Source organism: Mycobacterium sp. 2-64 (genome assembly GCF_035918375.1).
Taxonomy (GTDB): Bacteria; Actinomycetota; Actinomycetes; order Mycobacteriales; family Mycobacteriaceae; genus Mycobacterium; species Mycobacterium intracellulare.
Genome location: NZ_CP142361.1, coordinates 5,472,230 through 5,494,742 on the forward strand (window position 1 = coordinate 5,472,230; position 22,513 = coordinate 5,494,742).

Here is a 22,513-nt window from a genome sequence, read left to right on the forward strand (position 1 = left end):
CGCTCGAGTGATCGGTGCCGATACCGGTCAGTCTCCCCGCTACCGCGCACCAACTTCGATCGTTCTACGAGTATGATTATTTTTCGACAAAAAAGTCAGGGCCGAGGCACACTGTAAACCCGCGGCCGCGGCCGGCGTCACCAACGGCCAATTGCGCGTGACAACAGACAAGAGGTGCTGATTGTTCGAGCCTGAAAACCGTACTGCGGGGAACGCTGCGAACGCTGGCCGGATCCTGCATCGCACATCGTGCATGCGCCTTCCGGGCCCCGGCCGGCCCCGATCCACCCGCGGCGTCGGGTGCCGGGCGCATCGCCTGACACGTCCGCATGAACCTGCCCTACTTGCCCGCCAGGAGCGCCCGTGACAACTGCTCAAGTTGATGACCACACGACGTCAACAACCGAACCCCTTCAGCGGATCGCCGACCACGTGCGGTGGCTGGCAACTGCGATCGTCCATCACGCCAACCACGTCCGGCCAAACCCCAGCGGGCTGAAAGTCGGTGGGCACCAGAGTTCATCCGCGTCGATGGTCGAGATAATGACCGCGCTCTACTTCGAAGAACTCCGAGAAGGTGACCGGGTCTCGGTCAAGCCGCATGCGTCGCCGGTCCTGCACGCGATCAACTACCTGCTTGGTTGGCTCGATGCGAAGTACCTGACCACGCTGCGCGATTTCGGTGGGCTGCAAAGCTATCCCAGCCGGTCGAAGGATCCTGATCCCGTCGACTATTCGACGGGATCAGTCGGCATCGGCGCCACCGCGCCCATCTGGGGGGCCTTCGCGCGCCGGTACGTCGACGCGAACTTCGGCAGCACCGGCACCGGTCGCCAGTATTCGCTCGTCGGAGACGCCGAACTGGACGAGGGTGCGGTCTGGGAAGCGATTCTGGATCCATCTGTTCAAGAGCTGGGCGAAATCGTCTGGATCGTCGACATGAATCGTCAATCGCTGGACCGCGTCGTTCCCAACATAGCCGCCGGCAGACTGGCGACGATGTTCGACGCCGCCGGCTGGCAGGTGATCAATGTCAAATTCGGTGCGCTGCTAGAAGAACTGTTCACCCGCCCGGGCGGTGCGGAGCTGAGAACCCGCATCGTCGAGATGGCCAACCCCGAATACCAGCGCCTGCTGCGCTGTCCGGCTGACGAGTTGCGCGCCCGACTGCCGGGTGACGGCCCCGGCTCGGCGGCGATCGCGCAACTTATCAGCGCACTCGACGACGAGACCGTCGTCGCGGCCATCAGCAACCTCGGTGGGCACGACCTCACGGCCCTGCGCAATGCGTTCGCACAGATCGACGACACTCGCCCCACGATCATCATCGCCTACACGATCAAGGGGTTCGGCCTTCCCACGCAAGGACATCCGCAGAATCACTCGTCGCTACTGAGCGTGGAGCAGTTCGAGCAACTCGCGGCAGCCACCGGCCAGGATGCTGCTCACCCATGGTCAAAGTTTGCGTCCGGCACTCCAGAGGGCCAGATCTGCGAGGCCGCCGCTCGGCGGTTACGCCGCTCGATCGGCAAGCGCAATTCGCCGCCGGCACTGCCCGTAGAGATCGGACGTACTCCGCTAGCCGTCACCACCACCCAGGCGGCCCTTGGGCGTACTCTGCTCGACCTGACCCGCGAGGCCCCCGAGGCCGCCCGCCGGGTCGTCACCGTCAGCCCCGACGTCAGCTCGAGCACCAATCTGGCCGGCTGGTTGAACAAAGTCGGCGTGTGGTCGGCGGCCGAGCGGCTCGATTGGTTCGCCGACGACGCGGAAACCATCATGCATTGGCGCGAAAGACCAACCGGCCAACACATGGAGCTCGGCATCGCTGAGACGAATCTCGTCGGACTCATCGGCGAACTCGGCGCCACCTGGAGCCGTTGGGGAGAACCGCTATTGCCAATCGGTGTCTTGTACGACCCGTTCGTGGAGCGCGCGCTCGAGCCATGGTCCTACGGCATTTACGCCGGTGGGCAATCTATTCTCGTCGGCACGCCCTCCGGTGTGACGTTGGCCGCCGAAGGTGGCGCGCACCAGTCGATCAAGACACCATCGATCGGTTTGGAGCAACCGGGCTGCCAGAGCTACGAGCCGGCTTTCGCCATCGAGGTCGAGTGGATGTTGTTGCACGCCCTGTCTCGATTGGGGCGCCCCGACGGCGAATCCGCCTACTTGCGCCTCTCGACGCGTCCGGTCAAGCAGGAGCTCGCCGATTTACCAACCGACCCGGCCGCGCGGGAACGTCGCCGCCAGCATGTCCTGGCCGGCGCGTACACCATTCGAGCCTGCTCCAACCCGCAGGCGACGATCGTGTCAATGGGTGCCGTCGTGACCGAAGCCCTTGACGCCGCAGCCCGATTGGAGCAACTTGGGGTGCATTGCGAGGTCATCGTCGTCACGTGCCCAAGTCGGCTCTTCGAGGCCGTTCAGGCCCGACGAGGTCTCGCCGATGCGCCCTCGTGGATCGTCGACCAGGTGTTCCCCGCGCACCGCGCTGCACCTATGGTGACCGTTCTAGATGGGCACCCCCACACGTTGGCATTTATATCGACGATCAACCGGGTGCCGACAAAATCCTTGGGAGTCAGCAAGTTTGGACAGGTCGGGTCTCTGGACGCCGTGTATCGCTACCACAGCATCGATACCGACAGCATCGTCCGGGCAGCTCTGGACCTTCAGGACTGACCGGAACCAACCTGCGCATTCTCCCGACCACACCCCACAGAAGGAACGATGACCGAGAATCTCATGGGTCCGCTCGCCGGGATACGCGTCCTCGAACTCGGCAATTTCATCGCTGCTCCCACGGCCGGCCGGATCCTCGCCGATTTCGGCGCCGACGTCATTAAAGTCGAGCGGCCTGGAGTCGGAGACGAACTGCGTCGGTGGCGGCTGCACGCAGGTTCGACGTCACTGCTGTTTCGCACCCTCGGCCGCAACAAGCGCAGCATCACCCTGGATGTCGGGACGCCGCAAGGCAAGCAGGTCGCCCTGCGGCTGATCGAGAAATCCGATGTGATCCTCGAGAATTTCCGACCGGGCACGCTCGAGAAATGGGGCCTTGGACCCAGCGAGATCAAACAAAGGAATCCCCAAGCCGTCCTCGTCCGCATCTCGGGCTATGGGCAAACCGGACCGTACCGCGACAGGCCTGGATTCGGTGGCGTCGCTGAAGCCATCGGCGGCCTGCGCCATGTCGTCGGTTACCCCGATCGCCCACCGGTGCGGGTAGGCGTCAGCCTTGCCGACACCGTCTCCGGCCTCTACGCGGTGATCGGCGCGTTGATGGGCTTACTGCAACGAGGCCGCGAGCCCAGCGGCGAAGTTGTCGATGTTGCGCTCTATGAAGCCGTGTACTCGCTGATGGAGTCGCTGGTGCCCGACCACGACGCCTTCGGTATCCGCCGCGCGCCAGAGGGAGCCGGACTACCCGGCATCTCTCCGTCGAACACCTTCGCCTGTGCCGATGGCAAATACGTGGTCATCAGCGGTAACGGCGACGCCATCTTCAAGCGGTTGATGAACACAATCGGACGCCCCGACCTCGCGCAGAACCCAGAGCTTTCCGACAACGCCGGGCGGGTGGCCCACAATCAGGAATTGGAGGACGCGATCGCAGGCTGGGCGGCGACCCTGCCGTCCGACCATATCCTCGCCGAACTCGAAAGAGCCGCAGTACCTTCCGGTCCGATATATCAAGCCAGCGACATCCTTGCCGACCCGCACTTCGCTGACCGAGGGATGCTGGAAACACACTGCGTCGATATCGGGCATGATCGCCCGCAGCCGGTCGTGTTCCCAGGGATCGTGCCGGCGCTGCAGAACCGCCCCGGCGCCACACGATGGCTTGGACCGGACCTGGGAGCGCACACCAGCGAAGTTCTCCGCGAACTGGGCTTCGACAGTGAAGCCGAAAACGAACTGCGCGAACAAGGAGTGATATAGCGATGCCTGCAGACGACACAGTGGTGGTCACCGAGGTCTCGCTCCGGGACGGTCTGCAGATCGAGCCCGTGATCGTCCCCACCGACAAGAAGGTGGCCTTCGCTCATCGACTCGTCGATGCCGGCTTCACCCAGCTCGAAGTCGGTGCCTTCGTCAATGCGGCCAAGGTACCGGCCATGGCCGACTCCGCGGAGGTGGTGCACCAGCTCGGCGACCTTCCGGTGACCCTGCATGCGCTGGTGTTCAACCTGAAAGGCGCCCAGCGTGCCATCGCCAGCGGATGCCGCAACGTGCGATTCGTCGTGTCGGCCAGCGACGGGCACAGCCATGCCAACGCGGGCGTCTCGACCTCTGATGCACTCGACCGCGTCGATGAAGCCGCAGAACTGTTGCGCGACAACGATGTACACCTCGAAGCCACCATCGCCACCGCTTTTGTCTGTCCCTTCGACGGCGACACCCCGGTCCAACGGGTGTTGCGGGTCGCTGAGCGACTTACGCATACCGGCATCGATGTCTTGCATCTCGCCGACACGATTGGCGCGGCGTCACCCGGCGATATCAGACGCACAATCAGCGCCGTCAGCGCTGAGTACACCGATGTGCCACTGGGACTGCACCTGCACAACACCTACGGCATGGCGGCCGCCAACGTCTGGGAGGGGTTGCAACTTGGAATCCGAAGGTTCGACGCCGCGCTCGGGGGTCTTGGCGGCTGCCCCTTCGCACCAGGAGCCGCCGGCAACATCGGCGCCGATGATTTGGTGCACTTCCTGCATCGCGAAGGCTTCGTTACCGGCGTTCAGCCAGATCGCCTGGCGGACGCGCGCCAGGAACTGACCCAATTGGTTGGGCACCAACTCGATTCGTCCCTCGCGCGTGCCAACAAGCCACCGGCCATGCTGCGGCTCGCCTGACGGCTAGCGACGTGTAGGCCGGCCAGTGTCCGACGGTGTAGGCGCAGAACCAGCGGACGCCGGGCCCCACAGCGCCAGCGGTGCACGCCACACCGAGCTCCTAACTGATGCGATCTTGGGTGCGCCGCGGGAGTTCACCAGCTACGAGATCGCCGCCGCAGCAGACGTTCCGGTGTACCGAGCCCGGCGTTTCTGGCGCGCGCTCGGGTTGGCCAACCCCGAGGAGGGTGCCGCAGAATTCACCGCTGCCGACGGTGATGCGCTACGGCGCCTACTCCTTCTCATTTCCGACGGCATCCTCGACGAGAGCCACGCACTGCACATAACTCGATCGCTGGGTGGGTCAACGGCACGGGTAGCGCGCGCATTCGTCGAGGCGATGCTCGATCCGCTCCCGCCCGACGCCGATGGGGCTGAACGCACATTCGCCGTCGGCACTGAGGAACTCATCCGTGCGCTGAGCGACATGGAGAGCCTTCTGGTCTACAGCTGGCGACGACAGGTCACCGCCGCGCTGCCGGTGCTTCAACGGCGCGGTCCACGCAGCAGCATTGCCGTCGGATTTGCAGACCTCGTTTCCTTCACGCATCTCAGTCGCCAACTCTCAGATCGCGAACTCACCAGTCTCGTCGCTCGATTCGAGGAGCGAGCAGGCAACCTCATCACTGCCTACGGCGGACGGATAGTGAAGTCGATCGGTGACGAAATCTTTTTTGCCGCCGACTCCCCTTCCGTCGCAGCTACCATCGCGCACCGGATAGCCGAGAACGTCAAGCGGCGCCGTGTCCCCGGAATACGGATTGGAGTCGAATACGGGCCAGTCATCACCCACGGCGGGGATCTATTCGGTGACACAGTGAATCTTGCGAGTCGACTCACCGCAATGGCCGCCCCCAACCAGATCGTGGTCGGACCGTCGATGATGGCCGCCTTGGCAACGGTCGCGGGCTTCGAGATCCAGCCGCTCCCAGTCACTGACGTGAAGGGTTTCGGCAGCGTGACGCCCGGAGTTCTGAAGGCGTGCGGCCGCTAACCGGCCCGGACTCGACCGCTCTGACGTAGGGCGAGGCGCCGGCGGTCACGCGCCGGCGGTCGCCAGCTCCCCGTGGTCAATCGAACCACCCAGCGCGGCTTTGAGTAGTCCCAATTTCGATCTGACATGCACCTCGTCTTCGGCGCGACCGACAACGAACGACAACGCCCACACGAAGGTCAGAGCCAACCCGAGTGTGACCAACCAAGCCAGATGGGTCACCCATAGTGGTGCGCTGCGGTTGAGTGCCGTCCACACTGGCCATGCGGCCGCGCCGTTACCGATTCCGTCGGCCATCGGTATGAAGGCGATGACGAGCGCCAACCTCCAACCCGGCAGGTGTGGCCGCAATCGATAGATCAGAGTGCCCGCGGTGAGTGGCATGAGGGGATTCACGCACACCCACCACAGCGGGAGCCCCCAGAAGTTCAGCGGTTGCGGACCGTAGTACTCGTAGGCCCCCATCAGGACTCCCGGACTTTCCAGCCAGATGTTGATGAACACATCGATCAGGTAGATGGCGAACACCATCCGGCGGGTGATTCCCACGTTGAAGATTCGATAGGCGAGGTAGGCCAGTCCCCCGACGTACCAGATGTAGACGAAGTTGATGAACAACGGGAAGTCTCTGCCCATCGAGTAAAACGTCGTCGTAGCTGCTCCCTGCCGGATATAGCAGAGACCGAGGGTGTCGACGATCGGCTCGAACAGGCACGCAATCCCGCCGCCGATCAGGCAGTACGTCAACAGCGGACCACGCCCGTTCAGCAGGTGTTTGACGGCGAAGAAACAGCCGATCAGAACGGGCACTCCCAGGAAGATCGTGAACAGCACCTCGGGCATGAACGGCATTGGAGTCTGAGGGTGCGCGGGAACGGCGCGCGCGGCCACGATCTCGTAATGCGAGGTCATTGTCGTCTCATCACCCGTCTGTGCGTGGATGCTCAATCAGGAATCGTGCGGCCCTTTGGTGGGCTGTTCGAGGTTTTAAGCCCCGCTCTGGGTCAGCTTAGCTTCGTGCTGAACGTATTTTCAAGGATGAACCTCAATTCATTCGACGGTCGCCCAGGGTCTGTATCCCTGCCTCAAAGGGTGCCCAACGCGGCACTGCGTCCTGATGATTCCTAATGTGGAATCATTTTCGGGCCTGCGTCCCGAACCGACGCGCCGTCAGATGTATATCAGCCAAAGAGCGGTCTCATGCGTCGTCTCGGTCTCCTCCGCGGCATCATCCAGAGTTTCGCCCAGCTGCACTGCGCCATCTTCGGACCTCGCGCAGCAGCGGCGGTCGAGCAAGTGGCGCAGGATGATTCGCTGCTGCGCTCGGCAAAATTCCGTGACAGCGCCGGGACCCGTTCCGGGTAGCCGGCCATCGGCAGACCGGTGCGACGGGAGGCCGTCCTCCCGGTACGGCGGCTCAACGGATACCCGAGGACGGGGCGCCGGATCGTCCCGGACAAGCTCGACGAGATTCGAGCGAAATTACTCGGCTAGTACGCGTTGCCCGAGAGTCGACGCACCCTGCTCATCGCGCAGCCAAACGGTGAAAGCCACTGCGGTGAAAGATGATCGGTTGCACGTCGGAGTAAAGAGTCACGCCCAGAACCGAAAGCACCACCATGGTGTGGTCACCGACACTGACGAGCTCGTGGATCGCCGTCTCCAGCCAGGCACTGGTCCCTTCGAGGAACACCGCACCCGTCTCGGCGGTCACCGTGGTTAGCTTCACGAATCGGTCGCCGCTCTTGGCCGCCAGCAACCGTGCAGCATCCTCGTGGTCTTCTGCGAGCAGGCTCAGGCCGAGCCGCGGCCGGGCGACCAGCTTCGGCCAGGTGGTCGACGTATTCTGTACGAAGAACGCCACCAGCGGTGGATCCAGGGATACCGGCACGAATGTGCTCGCGGCAAATCCCACCGGCTGATCGTCGACTGCCGCGGCCACGGCGACCACCCCCGAAGGAAAGTGGCCATACGCAGCGCGGAGCGAGAGTTGGTCGGTTCCTACGCCAGCTGGACCCACCGCGTCACCCCTCTAACCATTTCAACGGATACGCCAATTATTCAACGCTACCGTATTGCGCGATTTCGGGCGCGGAGGGCGAGGTTCGGCCCGTCACGTCTCGATCCGTGGCTCTACGATTGCCGCCACGCGGGTGTGGCGCCCGCGCAGCACCACCTCCGCGAACTGATACAGCAAGGCTCCGGTCGCGGCGTGGATGATGACGCCGAGCAGCGGGAACTCGATCAACAGGAGGCCAGTCTGGGGATCGCGCGGAAATCGCGGTGTCACCAGCAGATCGGTTAGCGGCACGAAGTACGCGCGAGCGACCTCGCCAGGATTCGGACGAATCGTCGGGTGAGATTCTGCCCAGCACACGATCGTGCTGATGAGATGGCCGGAGCGCGTTACATAGTCATCAAGGCGCCCCAACACATCGTGGCGCCCCAACACGATCCCCGTTTCTTCTTCGAGTTCGCGTAGACCGGTGGCGATGACGTCCTCGCCCGGTTCAGACCGCCCGCCCGGCAATGCGTATTGGCCGGGCGCATGACGCAGTCCCGACGCCCGTTCGATGATCCAGATCCCGAATTCCTCGCCCCGACGGTGAACGACAATCACCACGGTTGCTCGTCGCAGCCCGCCGCCGTCGAACGCCCAATGCGAGAAGCGTTGCAGCGCAGCGATGATGGCTTCGCGAGCCAGGTTCGAACGCTCTGGCCGAACTTGCCGGCCTGCGCCGTCGACATCGATGTCGGTTGGTGAGTCCGTCACGGCGCGGTCGGCGGCGGACCGTACTCCCTTGCGGCCACGTCGTCGATCGTTGCCGGCGGTCGTCGCAGGAGCTGGGTGAGCATGAACGGGTTACCGCGAAACCCGTGGCGGTCGTAGTGGGCGTAGGTGGAGATCATGTCAGCGGCCGCCACCGGGTCTTCAATCGCTCGGGGCGGCAGGGGGCCTTGGGCAACTGGAACCGTGCAGGCATGCAGGTCCCTTCCGCGCGCCCGACCGAGCGCGCGGGCCGCCTCTCGCATCGTCGTGGCGGGACCGGCTAACTCGTAGCCCGCGTAGTCATGCGCACCGGGCTCGAGCAACGTTCGCAAGGCGACCGCAGCCCAGTCATCGAGATCGATGACTGACACTTTGGCGTCGATGTCGAACGGGACCCGCACGGTGCTGTCCTGAGTCGGGCCGAACATCGCCAATGCCACTTGCGCATACATCGACGGTTGCAGGATGGTCCATTTCAGCGAGGCACTCGCGCGCAACACGCATTCGACACTGGCTTTGCGCTGATGGTTTCGTAGGAAGGGCGTATTCGAGTGCAGCACGGAGTGATAAACGAATCGCTGCACGCCGACGGCTTCGGCCGCCCGAATGGCGTTGATGAGGTATTCATCCTCGCGAGGATGCAAGGCGGGTGGGATTGCATACACCACAGAGGTATTCGTCAACGCCGGAGCCAAGCTCGCGGGCTCACCCAGGTCCGCGACGACAGGTTTGGGCGCCCCTGCCTTCACCAACCGGGCCGCGCCCACGTCGCTATGGCTGACCACGCGATAGTCGGCCCGCGCAGCGTTGAGGGCGCGGACCAGACGTAGACCGGCCGTGCCCGCCGCACCGATGAGAACGATCTCACTCACCGCACTCCATTCCCCGCTCCGCTAACCGAATGGCCGTGCAGGCAGATCTACGGGGCCGCGTGTGCGCTCGCGTCCGAGTCCCTCACCGTCGCCAGGTCAGTCATTTCGAGCATCCGTCGCCGGCCCTGAAGGATAGCGGCGCATGTCAGGATCGTCAACGAATTGGTCAAGAATTAGTCCCCAGCGTAAGCTGCTGATCAACTTGCTGGGTTCCGCATTCGGTAGACCCGGCGCGACAAGAGCGGGGAGATGGTGACACCCTCCGACGGCGCCAGGCCTGCTCGCCTCAAGCGGCAACGCTCAGAAGAGACCTCATCGAGTCTGCGTCGAGACCTCGTCGAGCACCGGATGTATGCCACCGCAACCGAATTGTTCGCGCAGCGCGGTTTTGCCGGCACCAGCTTGCAGGACATCGCCGACGCAATGGGCATCACCCGGCCTGCGCTCTACTACTACGTCAAGAGCAAGGACGACTTACTGGCTCGACTCATCGCCGAGATCACCGCGGGCAACACCGCACAGATTCGCGAGGTCGCAGAAAACGCGGCCTTGGACCCGGTCGCGAAGCTCTCGCAGATCGCCGAAATCTTGGCGCTCAACCGAGCACGGCAACCGTCGCGGTTTGTCCTGCTGGCGCGCTCCGAAGCGGCGCTTCCGGCCGATCTGGCCACGATCCACGAAACGACCAAGCGCGCAATGCTGCGCATACTCATCGGCGTGATCCGTGATGGCGTCGACACCGGCCACTTCCGCCACGTGGAGCCGCGGATGGCGGCATTGCAGATCATCGGCATGTGTAACTGGGTCGCGTGGTGGTTTCACAAAGATGACGCGACCAGTGCCGAGATTGTCGCCGCCGATATCGCCGATCTGGCGGTCGCAAGCCTGGTTCGGGCGGGCGAACCGGCAGCGGCCGCCAGCGGCCCCCGCGCGGCGGTGGACCTGTTGCGCCGCGACCTGGACTATCTCGAACGCCTCATCGCTGAATCCGAGCAGCCCGAGCCGATTTAGTCTTCGGTCGCCTCGAGGCGTTCGCGAAATACCCGCGTCATCGATCGCCAATCGGTTCGGCGGCCCGAGGTCGCATGACAGTGTCCAAGATGAGGATCAACTCCCGCCGAGTCGGCGGTCGCCCGGTGACAACGAAGTGCTGGCTGACGAGCGCCGGGCCAATCTGTACGCTCCATGGCGTCACTGAGGCCGAGTCGATCTCACCCTGCTCCACAGCTGTTCGCATTGACCGACAAACAACACGTGCGATTCGAACTTGCCGAAATGTCGACGGAGATCGACATCGCTCAGGCATACGTAGACAGATCCGTGTTGGCCTACAACGCCGGCCGCTGCCTACAATTGCACGGCGGCTACGGGTATATGACCGAATACCCGGTAGCACGAGCGTATCTCGATACCCGTATTCAAACGATCTACGGCGGCACCGCCGAAATAATGGAAAAAGATCATCGGGCGAGACATCGCCGCCACCTGAGCACAAGGCGGTGCGACCGAGCCGCCAAGCGGGAATGCGGTCTGGGCTTTGTCACCGTGGTGGCTGCTATTGCAGCGCACCGCAACAGGATGCACCCACTTGCCAACCGCTCTCCACCATGTGCTGTCCAGTACCTGCGCGCAACGGACGGTGTCGCGGCACCAACATGCGCTATGGCAATGCGTCTCCGTGCTAACGGCGGTAGCAAGGTTGCTGCGACGATATGCCTCCAGCTGGGTTCGTGATTAAGTCCGTATGCCGCTTAGCCACTCGTCAACCAGGAGGTTGCGACCAAGGCATCGTTTAAGCGGATCGCTCGAATAGATCCTCGATGAAACGCCGTCGTTCAGGCCAATCGGCCGAACGCAGATCGGCATGGCCGAATTCGGTAACGATCACTTCGATATCGTGCGCGGCGGTGGAGACTGGCCGGCTCAGCTGTTCGACAAAGGGTGAGCGTCCCTTAAAGCGCGCGGGAACGGCGATGATCGACAGGCCACGGCGATTGAGCCGCGCGGCGGTGCAATAATCGGGGTGGCCGCCAATGCCGCCCACGACGTTCTCCGCGACGCCTTCCACGTTGATCTGGTCCACGGGATCGATCTCGATAGCCGTATTGACCGCCACGAACGGCGCCCCACGAGATAGCCGAGTGACATCATGGGTGTAATCGACGCCACGCAAAATTGGTTTTCGGTCGGCCCACCGGTAGAGATCGGCGCTGCCGAAGAGGTAGGTCGCAGAGGGCCGACCTACCAACAGACCCTGCCGTTCCAGGTCGATGACGGCGTCGGTGAGATAGCCGGTGTCGATCGATAACGGTTTTCTTGCGCGCTGCAAGATTGCGGTGCCCAGTTGTCCTGGGCCGTATTGCAGAGTTGCTCCCTCCGGGATGAACCGCAGAACTCAGTCGGCCAACACGGTATAGACTGGATCTGCTGGGCGAGAAGGTATTTCGGCCGAAAAGTCGCCGGCGTGCCCGACGACGGTGACCGCGTCCAGTCCTATGGGTGCCTGAGCACTGGCTATTGGTGCGGCCTCGTCGAGCACTACCCACAGCGCCACCCCGGCGTCAACAAGTGCCTGCTGCCAGGACACCTCTGTGCAAAATTGCAGACCATCGCCGATGCGAGTCATCCGGGTGATCAGCAAGTCGGGGCAAAGATGTCCTACCAGTAGCGCAGGAATCGCGGCCATCCTGGTTGGAACTGACCGGGTGACCGGCTGAGCCAATAACTTTCGCATGCCCCATCCTGGCATCAGGGTGACGATACGAGTGAAGGCGTCGGGTGCCAAACCTCGGCGGCAGGACCGGATTCCATCCCAGAACAAAGGTCACCGAATCTGTGTCCGCGGCGAACCGGCTGAGCGTCTCGCCCACGCAGAGGCCATGTTCTATAAGGTGTTCAGTGCGCCAACCCCGTCACCAAGAGCGATAGTCACCTGGGGGCCGGCAAGCTGACGCAGCTTCGTCGACAATGTCATTGCTGCACGCGGCTTAGGTAGCCGACGCTCGTCTCGCGGGAGAAAGCCTCATCCGTGCGCGCCAGGATGCGGGCCGCGCGGTCGATCACCGGCTTGTCAACCATGCGGCCATCAACTGTCCGTACTCCGCCGTCAGCGGCGGCAGCAGCTACCCGTCGGGCCCACGCCAGTTCGTCCGCCGATGGACTGAAACAAGAGTTGACGATGCCCACCTGCCGGGGATGAATGCACAGTTTCCCACCGAATCCCAGCCGCACGGCACGAGCGGCATCGGCACTTACGGCTCCGTCGTTGTGCACCGCTGTCGTTACTCCATCCAGCGGCGCTGCGCGTCCGGCGGCAGCGGAGCCCATTACCAGCGCGCTACGCGCGTACTGCAGGCAGTCATGGTCGTCGGGATCAATGCCAAGCTCGGCGCCCAGGTCGACGCTGCCGAACGCCGCACGCGCCACGGCGTCTGCGGCGCAGATCTCGGCCGCGGCCAGCACGCCCGGGGCCGTTTCGATGAGCGCGATCAACGGTGTGTCGGTAGGTAGCTGACCCGAGATTTCGGCGAGGTGAGCAGCGCTACGCGCTTTGGGGACCATGACGCCGCACTCGCGACGCGCAACCATCGCGAGATCCTCGTCGTGCCAATCGGTTCCGGTTCCATTGATGCGGACGACGCTAGTTGCGCCCGCGGCCAGCCACTCGGCTACGGCATCGCGCGCATTGCCCTTCGCCTCTGGGGCGACGGCGTCTTCGAGATCGAGCACGATTGCGTCGGCGCCGCTGGCGGCGGCCTTGGCGAAGCGATCGGGACGGTCACCGGGCACGAACAGTAAGCTGCGGGCGCCGGTGAGGATGTCGTGCATCTCAGTCACTGCCGCACCGCCGGTTGATGGCTGACCACGATCTTGTCCACGACGAGTTTCGCGGGATCTCCGCTTGCAAGCGCTTGGTAGAGGTCCAGCACTGCCACGACTTCGCGTGCCGAGACAGCTCATCCGACATAGCGCACGATCGATTCGATGACGGTGGCTGGTTTGGATGCGCCGTCAATCTCGATGGTGGTGGTCAATCTCGCCTGGACAGCGACGTCGACACGGTCCACCTGTTCGATGCGGCAGCGCGCACGTAGTCTGGCGTCGACAGGGACGGGAGTGATAAAGCGAACTTTGTTGAGTCCGTGGTTGATTGTCATTTTTACAGCATCGAGGCGGTACATCTGATGCATGAACCGGGGCAGCAAGGACAGTGTGAGCAGCCCATGTGCGATTGCGCCACCGAATGGTCCCGCGGCAGCGCGGTCGGGATCGACGTGTATCCACTGGTGGTCGTCGGTTGCGTCCGCGAACAGGTTGATCCGTTCTTGTCCGATTTGCATCCAGTCGGTGGGTCCGAGTTCGCGTCCGACGACCGCCTCGAACTGTGCCAGATCAGAAAATATTTCCATGCCAATGCCCTCCTTGGCTCTATCTGGCGCCCGCCGCGCTGACTATCCAGAAGCGGTTCATGGCACTCGGGGATTGCTGTGCATCGGTGCGCCAAAGTGGTTGCATCTCGCATGCCTTCCTGGCGCGGGTCGCTCCGCGTTGATGAAGCGACATGCACCGCACTGTGGCGCCACGAACACCGTATACCCTCCCCAGTGCGATCGCTGACCGTGCGAAATCCCGCTTAAAGATGCATTTGTCGGCGTCGTCAGCCTATCGGTGCCGGCCAGGTCGACAACGTTTTCTAGTATACATTAAATTTGTAGACCCGCGAGCGCGGCCGGGACACAGGAGGTGGCGCCCGACGTTTAGCCACCGGCGCACGGTTTCCTTGACGTCCTGAGACGGTCATTGGGCCCCGACGTCAAGGCGCCACCGCCGTTCGCCTGACGGACAACGATCGACATAATCGGATCGGCCAGGTGCACGGCATGGTCGCATGGTCGCCCTGGTCGACCGAGATGGGACAACAGGGCATATCCGGTGGCATTGAAGATCCCTCGGACGCACCACGAACGCAGCCCGAGACGGATAAGCGTGGGTGTCCGCTATTCAAAAATTTGGAAGCTACTGTCGCCGAACGAATATCTGCCGTGGTGCTTGATGAGCTCGGATTCTCTGCGCTGAGGTCAGCGGACCGGAGACACCAACGCGTGCGAAGCTGCTCGATGAGTCGGAACTTCTGCACCTTGCCTGTGGGGGTGGTCCCCAGGTCCTCGGCGGTGTAAAACGCCACCCGTTTCGGAACGTTGAACCGCGCCAGCATGTTTCGACAGATGGTCAGTTGTCAGACTGGGTTGGTGGTACCGTCGTCGCGGTCAGGATGTTCGTCATCGGCCAGTGAACCTGGCAGGTCGGCGCTCGATGACCGCGCGCAGTCCCTCGACGGCATCGGCGGTCCCAGACAATTCGGACACGATGCGGGCCTCTTCTGCAAGGCGGCCCTCCACCGGCGCGCCGACGCCTGCCCACACCAGCCGCTTCGTCGCCGACAACGCCAACATGGGCATCACGGTGAGCGTTCTCGCTGTCTCTGCGGCGTGACCGGTCAGGGTGTCATCGTCGACGACCTCGGTGATAAGCCCGATCGCGGCCGCCTCCTCCGCGCTTAAGGTCGGGTTGGTCAAAGATCCGCAGCGCCTGGCGCAGGCCGACCAATTGCGTCAGGATCACCGACCGAGCCACCGTCGGGCGCCATACCCACCAGAACCGCACTGAGAAGAACTTTGGCTGAGCGCGCGGCGATGACGATGTCCGATGCGCACACGAGTCCCAGCCCTCCGCCACCGGCGGCAAAGCCTTGCACCGCGGTCACCACAGGAGCCTTCAGCTGAATGATGGCCGCGGTGGCCAGTTGCGGCCATGCCCTGGCCTCACGCAAATAGTTCGGCCGAGGCCGCACCTTTGGATTCGAACGTGTGCATGTCGCCACCCGCGCAGAAGTTACAGCCCTCTCCCGACAGCAACACGACTTTGACGGCGGGGTTGGCGTGGCAAGTCAGCACAGCGTCGTGAAGCGCCTTGAGTGTTTCAACGTTGAATCCATTCGACGCCTGCGGGCGATTGAGTCGGATCCGTGCGATGCCGTCAGGGGTCGACGTCGTGCAGCACGGGCGCGTCAAGGGTGTTTAGTCATGTGCCCACCTCTCGCTTCTTGAATGCCGACACTCCGTCGCGGCCGACTTGACCGCAGATCCGATCGACGACACCGTCGGTTTCATTGTGGAGGGCTTGAACGATCGGCTTATCAAGACTGTTGGTGACGAGTCATTTGATCTGCGTCAGTGCGCCGCCGTCGCGTCCCCCTAGCCGGGCAATAAACGTTTCGACGCCGTCGTCGAAGTCGGAGGGAGAGTAAACGATCGGTATGCCCGACCCCGCTCGATAGCATCGGTGCCGGAGAGACGGTCGCCGGAGAGCGGCAGCGCCAATGCTGCTTGGCGACCGACAATTCGCGGCAGCCGGGCGGTGCTGCCGCCCCCGGGGATCATCCCGAAGTTGATGTGATTATCGGCGATGCGCGCATCCTCGCGTACCAGCACGATGTCGGCGGCCTGCATGAGCTCGAATCCCCCGGTCATCGCCACTCCCTCGACCGCGGCGACTACAGGTACATCGACGCGATCTTCGCGCAAGCGCTGTGAAAGGTGGTGAACAGGCCGCGCAATGCCTCGGGCCCCTGAGACCGTAGACGTTCGACTTCTTCGAAATCGCCGCCAGTGCAGAAGTTTCCACCCGCGCCGCGAAAATGGCATGGACACCCTGCTGCTCGCCGACGTGGCGGAGTGCGGCTGCGAGCTGATCGGCCAGCGTGACGCTGATCGCGTTCATCCGGTCCGGACGGTCCAACGTGATCCGTCCAACGGCACCGTCGATACTGCACTCAACTTCGCTCACATGTACCTCCCGCCGCCGACCTCCACGACAGTGCCGGTGATGTAGCTGGAAAGGTCGGAGGCTAAAAACACCATCGCACCGGCAACCTCGGCGGGCTCGCTGGCGCGCTTCATCGGCACCGCGGCCTCACGTTCGGCGAATACCTCCGGCGGCATCGCCGCGGTCATCGGGGTCCGTATCAGGCCGGGCTGAATGGCATTTACACGGACGTTGTGATGGGACACCTCTTTAGCTGCAGCCTTGGTCAAACCCACGATGCCGGCCTTGGCCGCACTGTAGTTGGTCTGTCCCGGATTGCCGGCCTTGTCCGACAGAGACGAAATATTGACGATGCTGCCCGCTTTCTGCTCGCGCATCACCGCGGCGGCTTCACGGACTCCCAGCCACGTGCCACGCAGATGCACGGTAATGACTGCATCGAAGTCGGCCACCGTCATTTTTTTTCAGAGACGCGTCGCGTGTGATGCCGGCGTTGTTGACGAAGATGTCCAGTCGCCCGTAATCGCGCACCGTGGTGGTGACAAGGTTGCGCATCTGGTCTTCGGAAGTCACGTCGCAGGCACTGCTGGCCCCGTCCATGCCCAGCCCGTAGATCTCGCTGCCAGCATCGCGCGCGGCGCTGCCATCAAGATCGGCCAATATCACCTGCGCCCCGTGGCAATGCAGTGTGCGTGCGATCTCACACCACGGCGACCTTGTCTGCCAGCAGCGGCCTCGTCATCGTCGAGTGGCTCCATTCTATGTGGATGTAGTCGAGTCATGGACAAATCTGATCGGGATTTCTAATCTAGGTTAAACCAGTGGGTGGAGTGCTCTCAACCACGCTGGGCCGGAAAGGAATGATTGTGGACTTAGGTTTGGCCGATGCCCGGGTGTTGGTGACTGGCGGGGCGTCGAATATCGGGCGGGCGATCGTCCACGAGTTCGCGTCCGAAGGTGCTCGCGTCGTACTGAACGATATCGATCAGCCGCAGGCGGAAAAGGTACGCGCGGAGGCGCTAGAGCGGGGTGCGTCAGCTGTTGAAGTGGTGATCGCCGATCTGACCCGTCCTGATGGTGCCGACACTGCAGTGGGGCGCGCCGTCGATGCCTGGGACGGAATTGATGTTCTGGTCAACAATGCGGGCTGGACAGTACCGGGATTCATCGCCACCGACACGGATCGGAGCAAGTGGGAGCGCGTTATCGAGGTCAATCTGTTCAGTGCGCTCGCGGCAACGCAGGCGGCGATCGGACCGATGAAGGACGCCGGCGGCGGGGCTATTGTTTTCGTCGCCAGCGACGCAGCGTTCGGTCAGATTCGGCAGAGCATTTATGGTGCGTCGAAGGCGGGCATGGTGGCGTTGGCTCGCACTACCGCGCGGGAGCACGGCCGACACGGAATCCGCTCCAACATCATTTGTCCAGGTTTGGTTATTCCCGAGGGGCCCGATGCTGTGGGCGAGGCCAGTCTGTGGGCGGTGGGACAGGACAACGTGTTCAATCAGAAGCAGATCGACTTCATGTTGAAAGACACCCCGCTGCGTCGTTTGACTACAGCCGAGGACGTGGCTCGCGCCGTGTTGTGGTTTTCTTCGCCGCGTGCGGCCCGGCAGCTTACCGGCCAAATGATCTCAGTCAGCGGTGGATACACCATGCCATGAGGACGGTTCGCACTGGCCGCCGCTAGTCTCCGTTAGACACTGCGCTCCCGTATGGTTGAGCATCGGTGCAAGCCAACAGTTTTCGAGGGCAAGGAAAAATGAGGCACCTTGCGGCGATCGTCGAAATGAGACGCCGCCGGGGTGGACTGCAACGTGAGTACGCGGGTGAGGACTTGGTTTCCCGATCGCGTCAGGCTCCGACCAAACCGGGCATTCCTCCACCGGCATCAGGCAGTAGCCAGATAGTGCAACGGAAGTCGAAGTATATCCGCGCCTGCTCCCGAACGCCCTCTACTCGTGCGCGTCCACGGTCGGTGAGCGAGCGCAATCTGCCTCAAAACACGCGCCTCATCGAGGATAGCGACGACAACGGCATATGGATCGCCACCGTGAGGTCAGCACGGCGGGGGATCGGCGTTCCATTCGGTCAATGTCCAGCCTTCGGACGGATTTCCGGTGACAACCACATGCCCCGTATTCGTCAGCTGGTTCTCGGTCAATAGCGACGTATCGGCGTTATGCACGTTCATCAGCACCCAGAGCATGATCGCCGCGCCATGCGAGAACGCGATCGGGTTCTGCTCGCCACTCTCGTAGATGTGTCGTACCGCGTCGTCGAACCGTGCAGCGAATTCGTTGCCGTCCAGCGAGCCCGGGATCCGCGCACTGTAGTCTCCTCGCAACCATCGGCGCGGGGCAGCCAAGTAGGTCTGGGCGTTGGCTTCGGGCTGGCCTTCGAACTCACCTGCCTCGATCTCCCGGAGACCGGGCAACACGGTGACGGGTTCGCCGAGCGCCTGCCCTAGCGGTGTGGCCGTTTCCTGGGTCCGGATCATGGTCGAGGCGTAGATGCCGTCGTAATGATTGGGGCTCAATCGCCCAGCGGCCAGTGTCGCCTGACACCATCCCTCGGGTGTGAGATCCGGGCCTGGTACCGAAGTGTCGATCAAGCCTGAAGCGTTGCCAGCCGATTGCGCATGCCGCACCAGTGTCAACGTGATGGTGCGTGGGACGGCCGCCTGCGCGGATCCGCAGCCCACGATCGATGCCGCCGCAACCATGACGCCAGTAAGGAATCTCCCCACGGTCATACGGATTTCGATAGTTCGAGCAACCAGAGCATGGCGAGGCTTCGTGGTGGACAACGTGCGCGCAGAGACGGTACGCAGGTTCACGGGAGAAGTCTAGAGCTCCTTGAGCAGCTACGCCGCATCAATCTTGGCCGCTGAACCATGTTTTGGCGCGGCCGTAAGGTCACCATGGTCAGTGCGCAGTCAGGTTCGAGGCGGCGTCGTTGTGTGAAATCGCTTGAAAAAGATTCTACGACGCCCTAGAAAATGGAGCGGAAAGCGTGCTGTGATGGTTCAGGCGCCAGCCCGGGGGTGGGCGGCCCGCCACACGAACGGAGGTTTGATGAAACCGAGCTCCGATCACGGAGCCTGCGTAACGCTGGCTGACTGTCAGATCATGGCCTTCGGGCTGCCAGAGGACCAAGGCACGCAGTCGGGGATCTCGCGGCGTAACTCTCGCGTGCGACGCAAGCAGCGCGCGACACTGCCGACTCGGCCGACAACAGCAAATTCACCACTCCCATATCGACGGAAGGATTTCCCATGGGCGTCGCTATCGAGGTGAATGGGCTGACGAAGTCCTTCGGTTCCTCGAGGATTTGGGAAGACGTGACGTTGGAAATCCCCGCCGGGGAGGTCAGCGTGCTGCTGGGGCCCTCGGGGACGGGCAAATCGGTTTTCCTGAAGTCCTTGATCGGTTTGTTGCGGCCCGAGCGCGGTTCGGTGGTCATCGACGGCACCGACATCCTGCAATGTACGGCCAAGGAGCTCTACGAGATCCGGACGCTGTTCGGGGTGATGTTCCAGGACGGTGCCCTGTTCGGTTCGATGAACCTGTTCGACAACGCGGCGTTCCCGCTGCGCGAGCACACCAAGAAGAAGGAAGGCGAGATCCGTGACATCGTCATGGAGAAGCTGACCCTGGTCGGTCTTGGTGGCGACGAGAAGAAGTTCCCCGGCGAGATCTCCGGTGGTATGCGCAAGCGCGCCAGCCTGGCCCGTGCCTTGGTGATGGATCCGCAGATCATCTTATGCGATGAGCCGGACTCCGGTCTGGACCCCGTCCGTACCGCGTATCTGAGCCAGTTGATCCTGGACATTAACGCGCAGATCGACGCCACGGTGTTGATCGTGACGCACAACATCAACATCGCCCGCACGGTGCCCGACAACATGGGCATGTTGTTCCGCCGCAAGCTGGTCATGTTCGGCCCGCGTGAGGTGTTGCTGACCAGCGACGAGCCGGTGGTGCGGCAGTTCCTCAACGGCCGCCGGATCGGGCCGATCGGCATGTCCGAGGAAAAGGACGAGTCGACCATGGCCGAAGAGCAGGCCGCGCTCGAGGCCGGCCAGCACGCCGGCGGCGTCGAGGAGATCGAGGGTGTGCCACCGCAGATCGTCGCCTCGCCGGGGATGCCCGAGCGCAAGGCCGTCGCCCGGCGCCAGGCGCGGGTGCGCGAGATCCTGCACACCCTGCCCAACCAAGCACAGCAAGCCATTCTGGATTCGATGCAGAATACCGTCGACTACCCCAACGAGTGGGCCGAAGACGGTCCTAGTCACCGTCGCGATGACTCTGCGGCCGCACCGATCGTTGTGCAAACCCAGGCTTGACATCGGGTGGCGATCAGGACGCACCACGCATCGCGTCAGATCCTCGGTGCGTCGAGCAGAAGCCGTGAATCGCCGTGGCGTGGGCACTACGCCGCCAGGGCAGCGGCAACCCCGCGCCCATGGCAACGGGTCTCGTAACACTAAAGACTCGTCGCTAGGACACGCTCATGGCGAGCTTTACGCTTTCCTTCGTGGCGATGCAGCCGAGGTGCCACACTCGGCGAGCCGCGTCGTGCCGATAACGACCAATTACGTCGCGCCACTGAGAGACCGCGAGCGGCTGCCTACCTCGGGAGGCGCCACCCGCCAATTGGGCCGCTTCGCCGTGGTGATTTCTGGATGTCGTTTTCCCACCTGTCTACAGGTACATCCCGCCAGGAATTGTGGGACGGTAGCGGCCGGTTCCGACTTCGCGGAGCAACGCCGCGGTGCTGATGTTTTCGTCAGCGCCGGCTAGTACGGCACGGCGGACGACTTCGCGAATGTCACTGCCGCTGGTGTTTTCGGGTAGCTCGGCTACCACGGTCGCGGTATCAACGGCTTGCCCGCCGGGCAGGTCGCGGATGAGTGCCTCCAGGATTTCGGCGGCGTGGGCGCGGCTGGGGTAGCCGACTTCGACGATGGAGTCGAATCGCCCCGTACGGATGGCTGCCTGATCGAGTGTTGCGGCGTCGTTGGTGGAGGCCAGTTTCAGGATGCGGGCGTCGGGTTGGATGTCCATGGCCTGCAACAGCTCTGACAGTCCCCCGCCGCCGGTGGTGCGGTCTCGGCACCACAGGTCGACGTCTTCGAGGACGAGCAGGACTGGGCCCTCAAGGCGCTGCGCCTCCTCGACAACGGCACTCAGCAGTTCAGCGCCGGCCTTGGCTGCGACGTAGATGACGGTGAAGTCGCCGACCACTTCCCTGGCTATGACCGCACTGACTGCCGATTTGCCGGTGCCGGGCGGTCCGCACAGCAGCACCCCGCGCCGCGCGCCGAGGCCGTGGGCGTTGAGCACCCGGTGCCGCTCGCGTATGGCGGTCACTCCGAGGTCCACTTCGGTCCAGACCTCGTCGTTGACGATGATGTTCTGGCGCGTCGCGGTCGACGGCAAGTCGATGAGGGTCAACCTCAAGCCATGGTCGTCAGTGGCGCGCACCGCGCGGCCCCGGTAAGGGTTGAGCGCGTTGGCGCGTTCGGCGAGCCGATCCAGTACCGCGCGGGCGTGCGCCTGGTTATCTGGGGTCATGTACACGCTCACTTGAGCCGAGCGCATGAAGGTCTCCCGTGTTTCGATGTGGATGACGCATCCGGTGTGATCGAGCAGCGTTCCGGCGGGAAAGTGCACGCGCAGGCACAGCGGGTGGCGGTAGCGGTGCTCGCCGATCTCGGTCTGCGTCCAGGTGGGTGGGCGAGCCAACTCGCCCGGGCCGATTTCGCAGGCGTGCACATGCTCGTCGATGCATTGCGCCAGGGCCATGGCGGTGGTCAATCGGGATACTGGAGGTAAAGGGCGTTCCTCGTCGAGCAGATGTCCGCAGTCCGGCACACCGAGGCAGCGGGCGGTGAACCGGTCGGCATCCTCGGCAGTATCGCGGTCGGTGACGCCGACCAGCAGCTCGCCGAGCGCGCGCAGTGTCGATCGGACATCGCCGTCCAGGCCGTCCAGCCAGCCGTTGATGTCGGTGATGGGCCGGCGGGAGACGTCTGCGCCGCCGGGCAGCGTGGCAGGCACATTGATTGGTTCGTTCTCGTTGTGCTTCATCGTTTTTGAGGTGGTTTGCTGACAGGGCAGCGCACCAGATTCTCACTAGCCCCATA

General features: G+C 63.2%; 15 protein-coding genes and 5 pseudogenes. 8 read left to right on the forward strand and 12 right to left on the reverse strand.

Annotation, left to right across the window (positions count from 1 at the left end; translation table 11 throughout):
• The first annotated feature begins 543 nt into the window (after nucleotides 1-543).
• The 4 genes from QGN31_RS25720 to QGN31_RS25735 all read left to right on the forward strand — a co-directional run bounded on the left by QGN31_RS25720 (nucleotide 544) and on the right by QGN31_RS25735 (nucleotide 5,895).
• Nucleotides 544-2,685 carry a transketolase-like TK C-terminal-containing protein gene (locus QGN31_RS25720; RefSeq protein ID WP_237394103.1) on the forward strand — a complete coding sequence of 714 codons (2,142 nt, stop codon included), beginning with the start codon at nucleotides 544-546 and terminating at the stop codon, nucleotides 2,683-2,685.
• A 48-nt stretch (nucleotides 2,686-2,733) separates the two neighbouring features.
• On the forward strand, nucleotides 2,734-3,945 hold the full coding sequence (locus QGN31_RS25725) for a CaiB/BaiF CoA transferase family protein (protein WP_014940978.1): 1,212 nt from the start codon (nucleotides 2,734-2,736) through the stop codon (nucleotides 3,943-3,945).
• Between the two features lie 2 nt (nucleotides 3,946-3,947).
• Complete coding sequence (locus QGN31_RS25730; RefSeq protein ID WP_043954231.1) at nucleotides 3,948-4,862, forward strand: hydroxymethylglutaryl-CoA lyase; 915 nt, start codon at nucleotides 3,948-3,950, stop codon at nucleotides 4,860-4,862.
• 115 nt (nucleotides 4,863-4,977) lie between these two features.
• The gene (locus QGN31_RS25735; protein ID WP_014940976.1) at nucleotides 4,978-5,895 is read left to right on the forward strand and encodes an adenylate/guanylate cyclase domain-containing protein; all 918 of its coding nucleotides are present in this window, start codon (nucleotides 4,978-4,980) and stop codon (nucleotides 5,893-5,895) included.
• A gap of 45 nt (nucleotides 5,896-5,940) precedes the next feature.
• Here the strand turns inward: QGN31_RS25735 and QGN31_RS25740 are convergent, their stop codons facing one another.
• The 4 genes from QGN31_RS25740 to QGN31_RS25755 all read right to left on the reverse strand — a co-directional run bounded on the left by QGN31_RS25740 (nucleotide 5,941) and on the right by QGN31_RS25755 (nucleotide 9,537).
• The gene (locus tag QGN31_RS25740) at nucleotides 5,941-6,807 is read right to left on the reverse strand and encodes a hypothetical protein (RefSeq protein ID WP_014940975.1); all 867 of its coding nucleotides are present in this window, start codon (nucleotides 6,805-6,807) and stop codon (nucleotides 5,941-5,943) included.
• 613 nt (nucleotides 6,808-7,420) lie between these two features.
• Nucleotides 7,421-7,915: a flavin reductase family protein gene (locus QGN31_RS25745; RefSeq protein ID WP_043954227.1), complete on the reverse strand. Its 495-nt coding sequence runs from the start codon at nucleotides 7,913-7,915 to the stop codon at nucleotides 7,421-7,423.
• Nucleotides 7,916-8,008: 93 nt separating this feature from the next.
• Nucleotides 8,009-8,668, reverse strand: a complete 660-nt coding sequence (locus QGN31_RS25750) for an NUDIX hydrolase (protein WP_014940972.1) — start codon at nucleotides 8,666-8,668, stop codon at nucleotides 8,009-8,011.
• Nucleotides 8,665-9,537, reverse strand: coding sequence for an SDR family oxidoreductase (locus tag QGN31_RS25755; RefSeq protein WP_014940971.1), 873 nt, complete (start codon nucleotides 9,535-9,537; stop codon nucleotides 8,665-8,667). Before QGN31_RS25755 ends, QGN31_RS25750 begins: the two co-directional genes overlap by 4 nt.
• A gap of 369 nt (nucleotides 9,538-9,906) precedes the next feature.
• Here QGN31_RS25755 and QGN31_RS25760 point away from each other — a divergent pair, with 369 nt between their 5' ends.
• Complete coding sequence (locus QGN31_RS25760) at nucleotides 9,907-10,548, forward strand: TetR/AcrR family transcriptional regulator (RefSeq protein WP_233425301.1); 642 nt, start codon at nucleotides 9,907-9,909, stop codon at nucleotides 10,546-10,548.
• A 330-nt stretch (nucleotides 10,549-10,878) separates the two neighbouring features.
• A pseudogene (locus tag QGN31_RS25765) lies at nucleotides 10,879-11,026 on the forward strand (acyl-CoA dehydrogenase family protein); the annotation flags it as partial.
• A gap of 303 nt (nucleotides 11,027-11,329) precedes the next feature.
• Here the strand turns inward: QGN31_RS25765 and QGN31_RS25770 are convergent.
• The 6 genes and pseudogenes from QGN31_RS25770 to fabG form a co-directional block, all read right to left on the reverse strand.
• Nucleotides 11,330-12,511 (reverse strand): annotated as a pseudogene (locus QGN31_RS25770) (acetyl-CoA hydrolase/transferase C-terminal domain-containing protein).
• Nucleotides 12,508-13,365 carry an HpcH/HpaI aldolase/citrate lyase family protein gene (locus QGN31_RS25775; protein WP_014940969.1) on the reverse strand — a complete coding sequence of 286 codons (858 nt, stop codon included), beginning with the start codon at nucleotides 13,363-13,365 and terminating at the stop codon, nucleotides 12,508-12,510. The pseudogene QGN31_RS25770 and the gene QGN31_RS25775 overlap by 4 nt, the downstream one beginning before the upstream one ends.
• A gap of 128 nt (nucleotides 13,366-13,493) precedes the next feature.
• Nucleotides 13,494-13,946 carry a MaoC family dehydratase gene (locus QGN31_RS25780; RefSeq protein ID WP_014940968.1) on the reverse strand — a complete coding sequence of 151 codons (453 nt, stop codon included), beginning with the start codon at nucleotides 13,944-13,946 and terminating at the stop codon, nucleotides 13,494-13,496.
• Between the two features lie 870 nt (nucleotides 13,947-14,816).
• A pseudogene (locus QGN31_RS25785) lies at nucleotides 14,817-15,608 on the reverse strand (enoyl-CoA hydratase/isomerase family protein).
• A gap of 10 nt (nucleotides 15,609-15,618) precedes the next feature.
• A pseudogene (locus QGN31_RS25790) lies at nucleotides 15,619-16,383 on the reverse strand (enoyl-CoA hydratase/isomerase family protein).
• Nucleotides 16,380-17,104, reverse strand: a pseudogene (gene fabG, locus QGN31_RS25795) (3-oxoacyl-ACP reductase FabG). Before fabG ends, QGN31_RS25790 begins: the two co-directional pseudogenes overlap by 4 nt.
• A 124-nt stretch (nucleotides 17,105-17,228) precedes the next feature.
• Here fabG and QGN31_RS25800 point away from each other — a divergent pair.
• A complete protein-coding gene (locus QGN31_RS25800; protein WP_043955543.1) occupies nucleotides 17,229-18,026 on the forward strand; it encodes an SDR family NAD(P)-dependent oxidoreductase in 798 nt (265 codons plus the stop codon).
• Between the two features lie 395 nt (nucleotides 18,027-18,421).
• Here the strand turns inward: QGN31_RS25800 and QGN31_RS25805 are convergent, their stop codons facing one another.
• Entirely contained in the window at nucleotides 18,422-19,117 is a 696-nt protein-coding gene (locus tag QGN31_RS25805) for a histidine phosphatase family protein (RefSeq protein WP_043954225.1), read from the reverse strand.
• Between the two features lie 522 nt (nucleotides 19,118-19,639).
• Between QGN31_RS25805 and QGN31_RS25810 the strand changes: the two genes are divergently transcribed.
• On the forward strand, nucleotides 19,640-20,710 hold the full coding sequence (locus tag QGN31_RS25810; RefSeq protein WP_014940957.1) for an ABC transporter ATP-binding protein: 1,071 nt from the start codon (nucleotides 19,640-19,642) through the stop codon (nucleotides 20,708-20,710).
• A 358-nt stretch (nucleotides 20,711-21,068) separates the two neighbouring features.
• Here QGN31_RS25810 and QGN31_RS25815 read toward each other — a convergent pair whose 3' ends face one another.
• Nucleotides 21,069-22,457, reverse strand: coding sequence for an AAA family ATPase (locus QGN31_RS25815; protein ID WP_014940956.1), 1,389 nt, complete (start codon nucleotides 22,455-22,457; stop codon nucleotides 21,069-21,071).
• Nucleotides 22,458-22,513 lie beyond the last annotated feature (56 nt).

Bases quoted from the DNA above. Each gene is read 5' to 3' on its own strand.
- QGN31_RS25720 (WP_237394103.1), top strand. From the start codon at position 544: ATGACCGCGCTCTACTTCGAAGAACTCCGAGAAGGTGACCGGGTCTCG.
- QGN31_RS25725 (WP_014940978.1), top strand. From the start codon at position 2,734: ATGACCGAGAATCTCATGGGTCCGCTCGCCGGGATACGCGTCCTCGAA.
- QGN31_RS25730 (WP_043954231.1), top strand. From the start codon at position 3,948: ATGCCTGCAGACGACACAGTGGTGGTCACCGAGGTCTCGCTCCGGGAC.
- QGN31_RS25740 (WP_014940975.1), bottom strand. From the start codon at position 6,807: ATGACCTCGCATTACGAGATCGTGGCCGCGCGCGCCGTTCCCGCGCAC.
- QGN31_RS25775 (WP_014940969.1), bottom strand. From the start codon at position 13,365: ATGCACGACATCCTCACCGGCGCCCGCAGCTTACTGTTCGTGCCCGGT.
- QGN31_RS25780 (WP_014940968.1), bottom strand. From the start codon at position 13,946: ATGGAAATATTTTCTGATCTGGCACAGTTCGAGGCGGTCGTCGGACGC.
- QGN31_RS25805 (WP_043954225.1), bottom strand. From the start codon at position 19,117: ATGACCGTGGGGAGATTCCTTACTGGCGTCATGGTTGCGGCGGCATCG.
- QGN31_RS25810 (WP_014940957.1), top strand. From the start codon at position 19,640: ATGGGCGTCGCTATCGAGGTGAATGGGCTGACGAAGTCCTTCGGTTCC.
- QGN31_RS25815 (WP_014940956.1), bottom strand. From the start codon at position 22,457: ATGAAGCACAACGAGAACGAACCAATCAATGTGCCTGCCACGCTGCCC.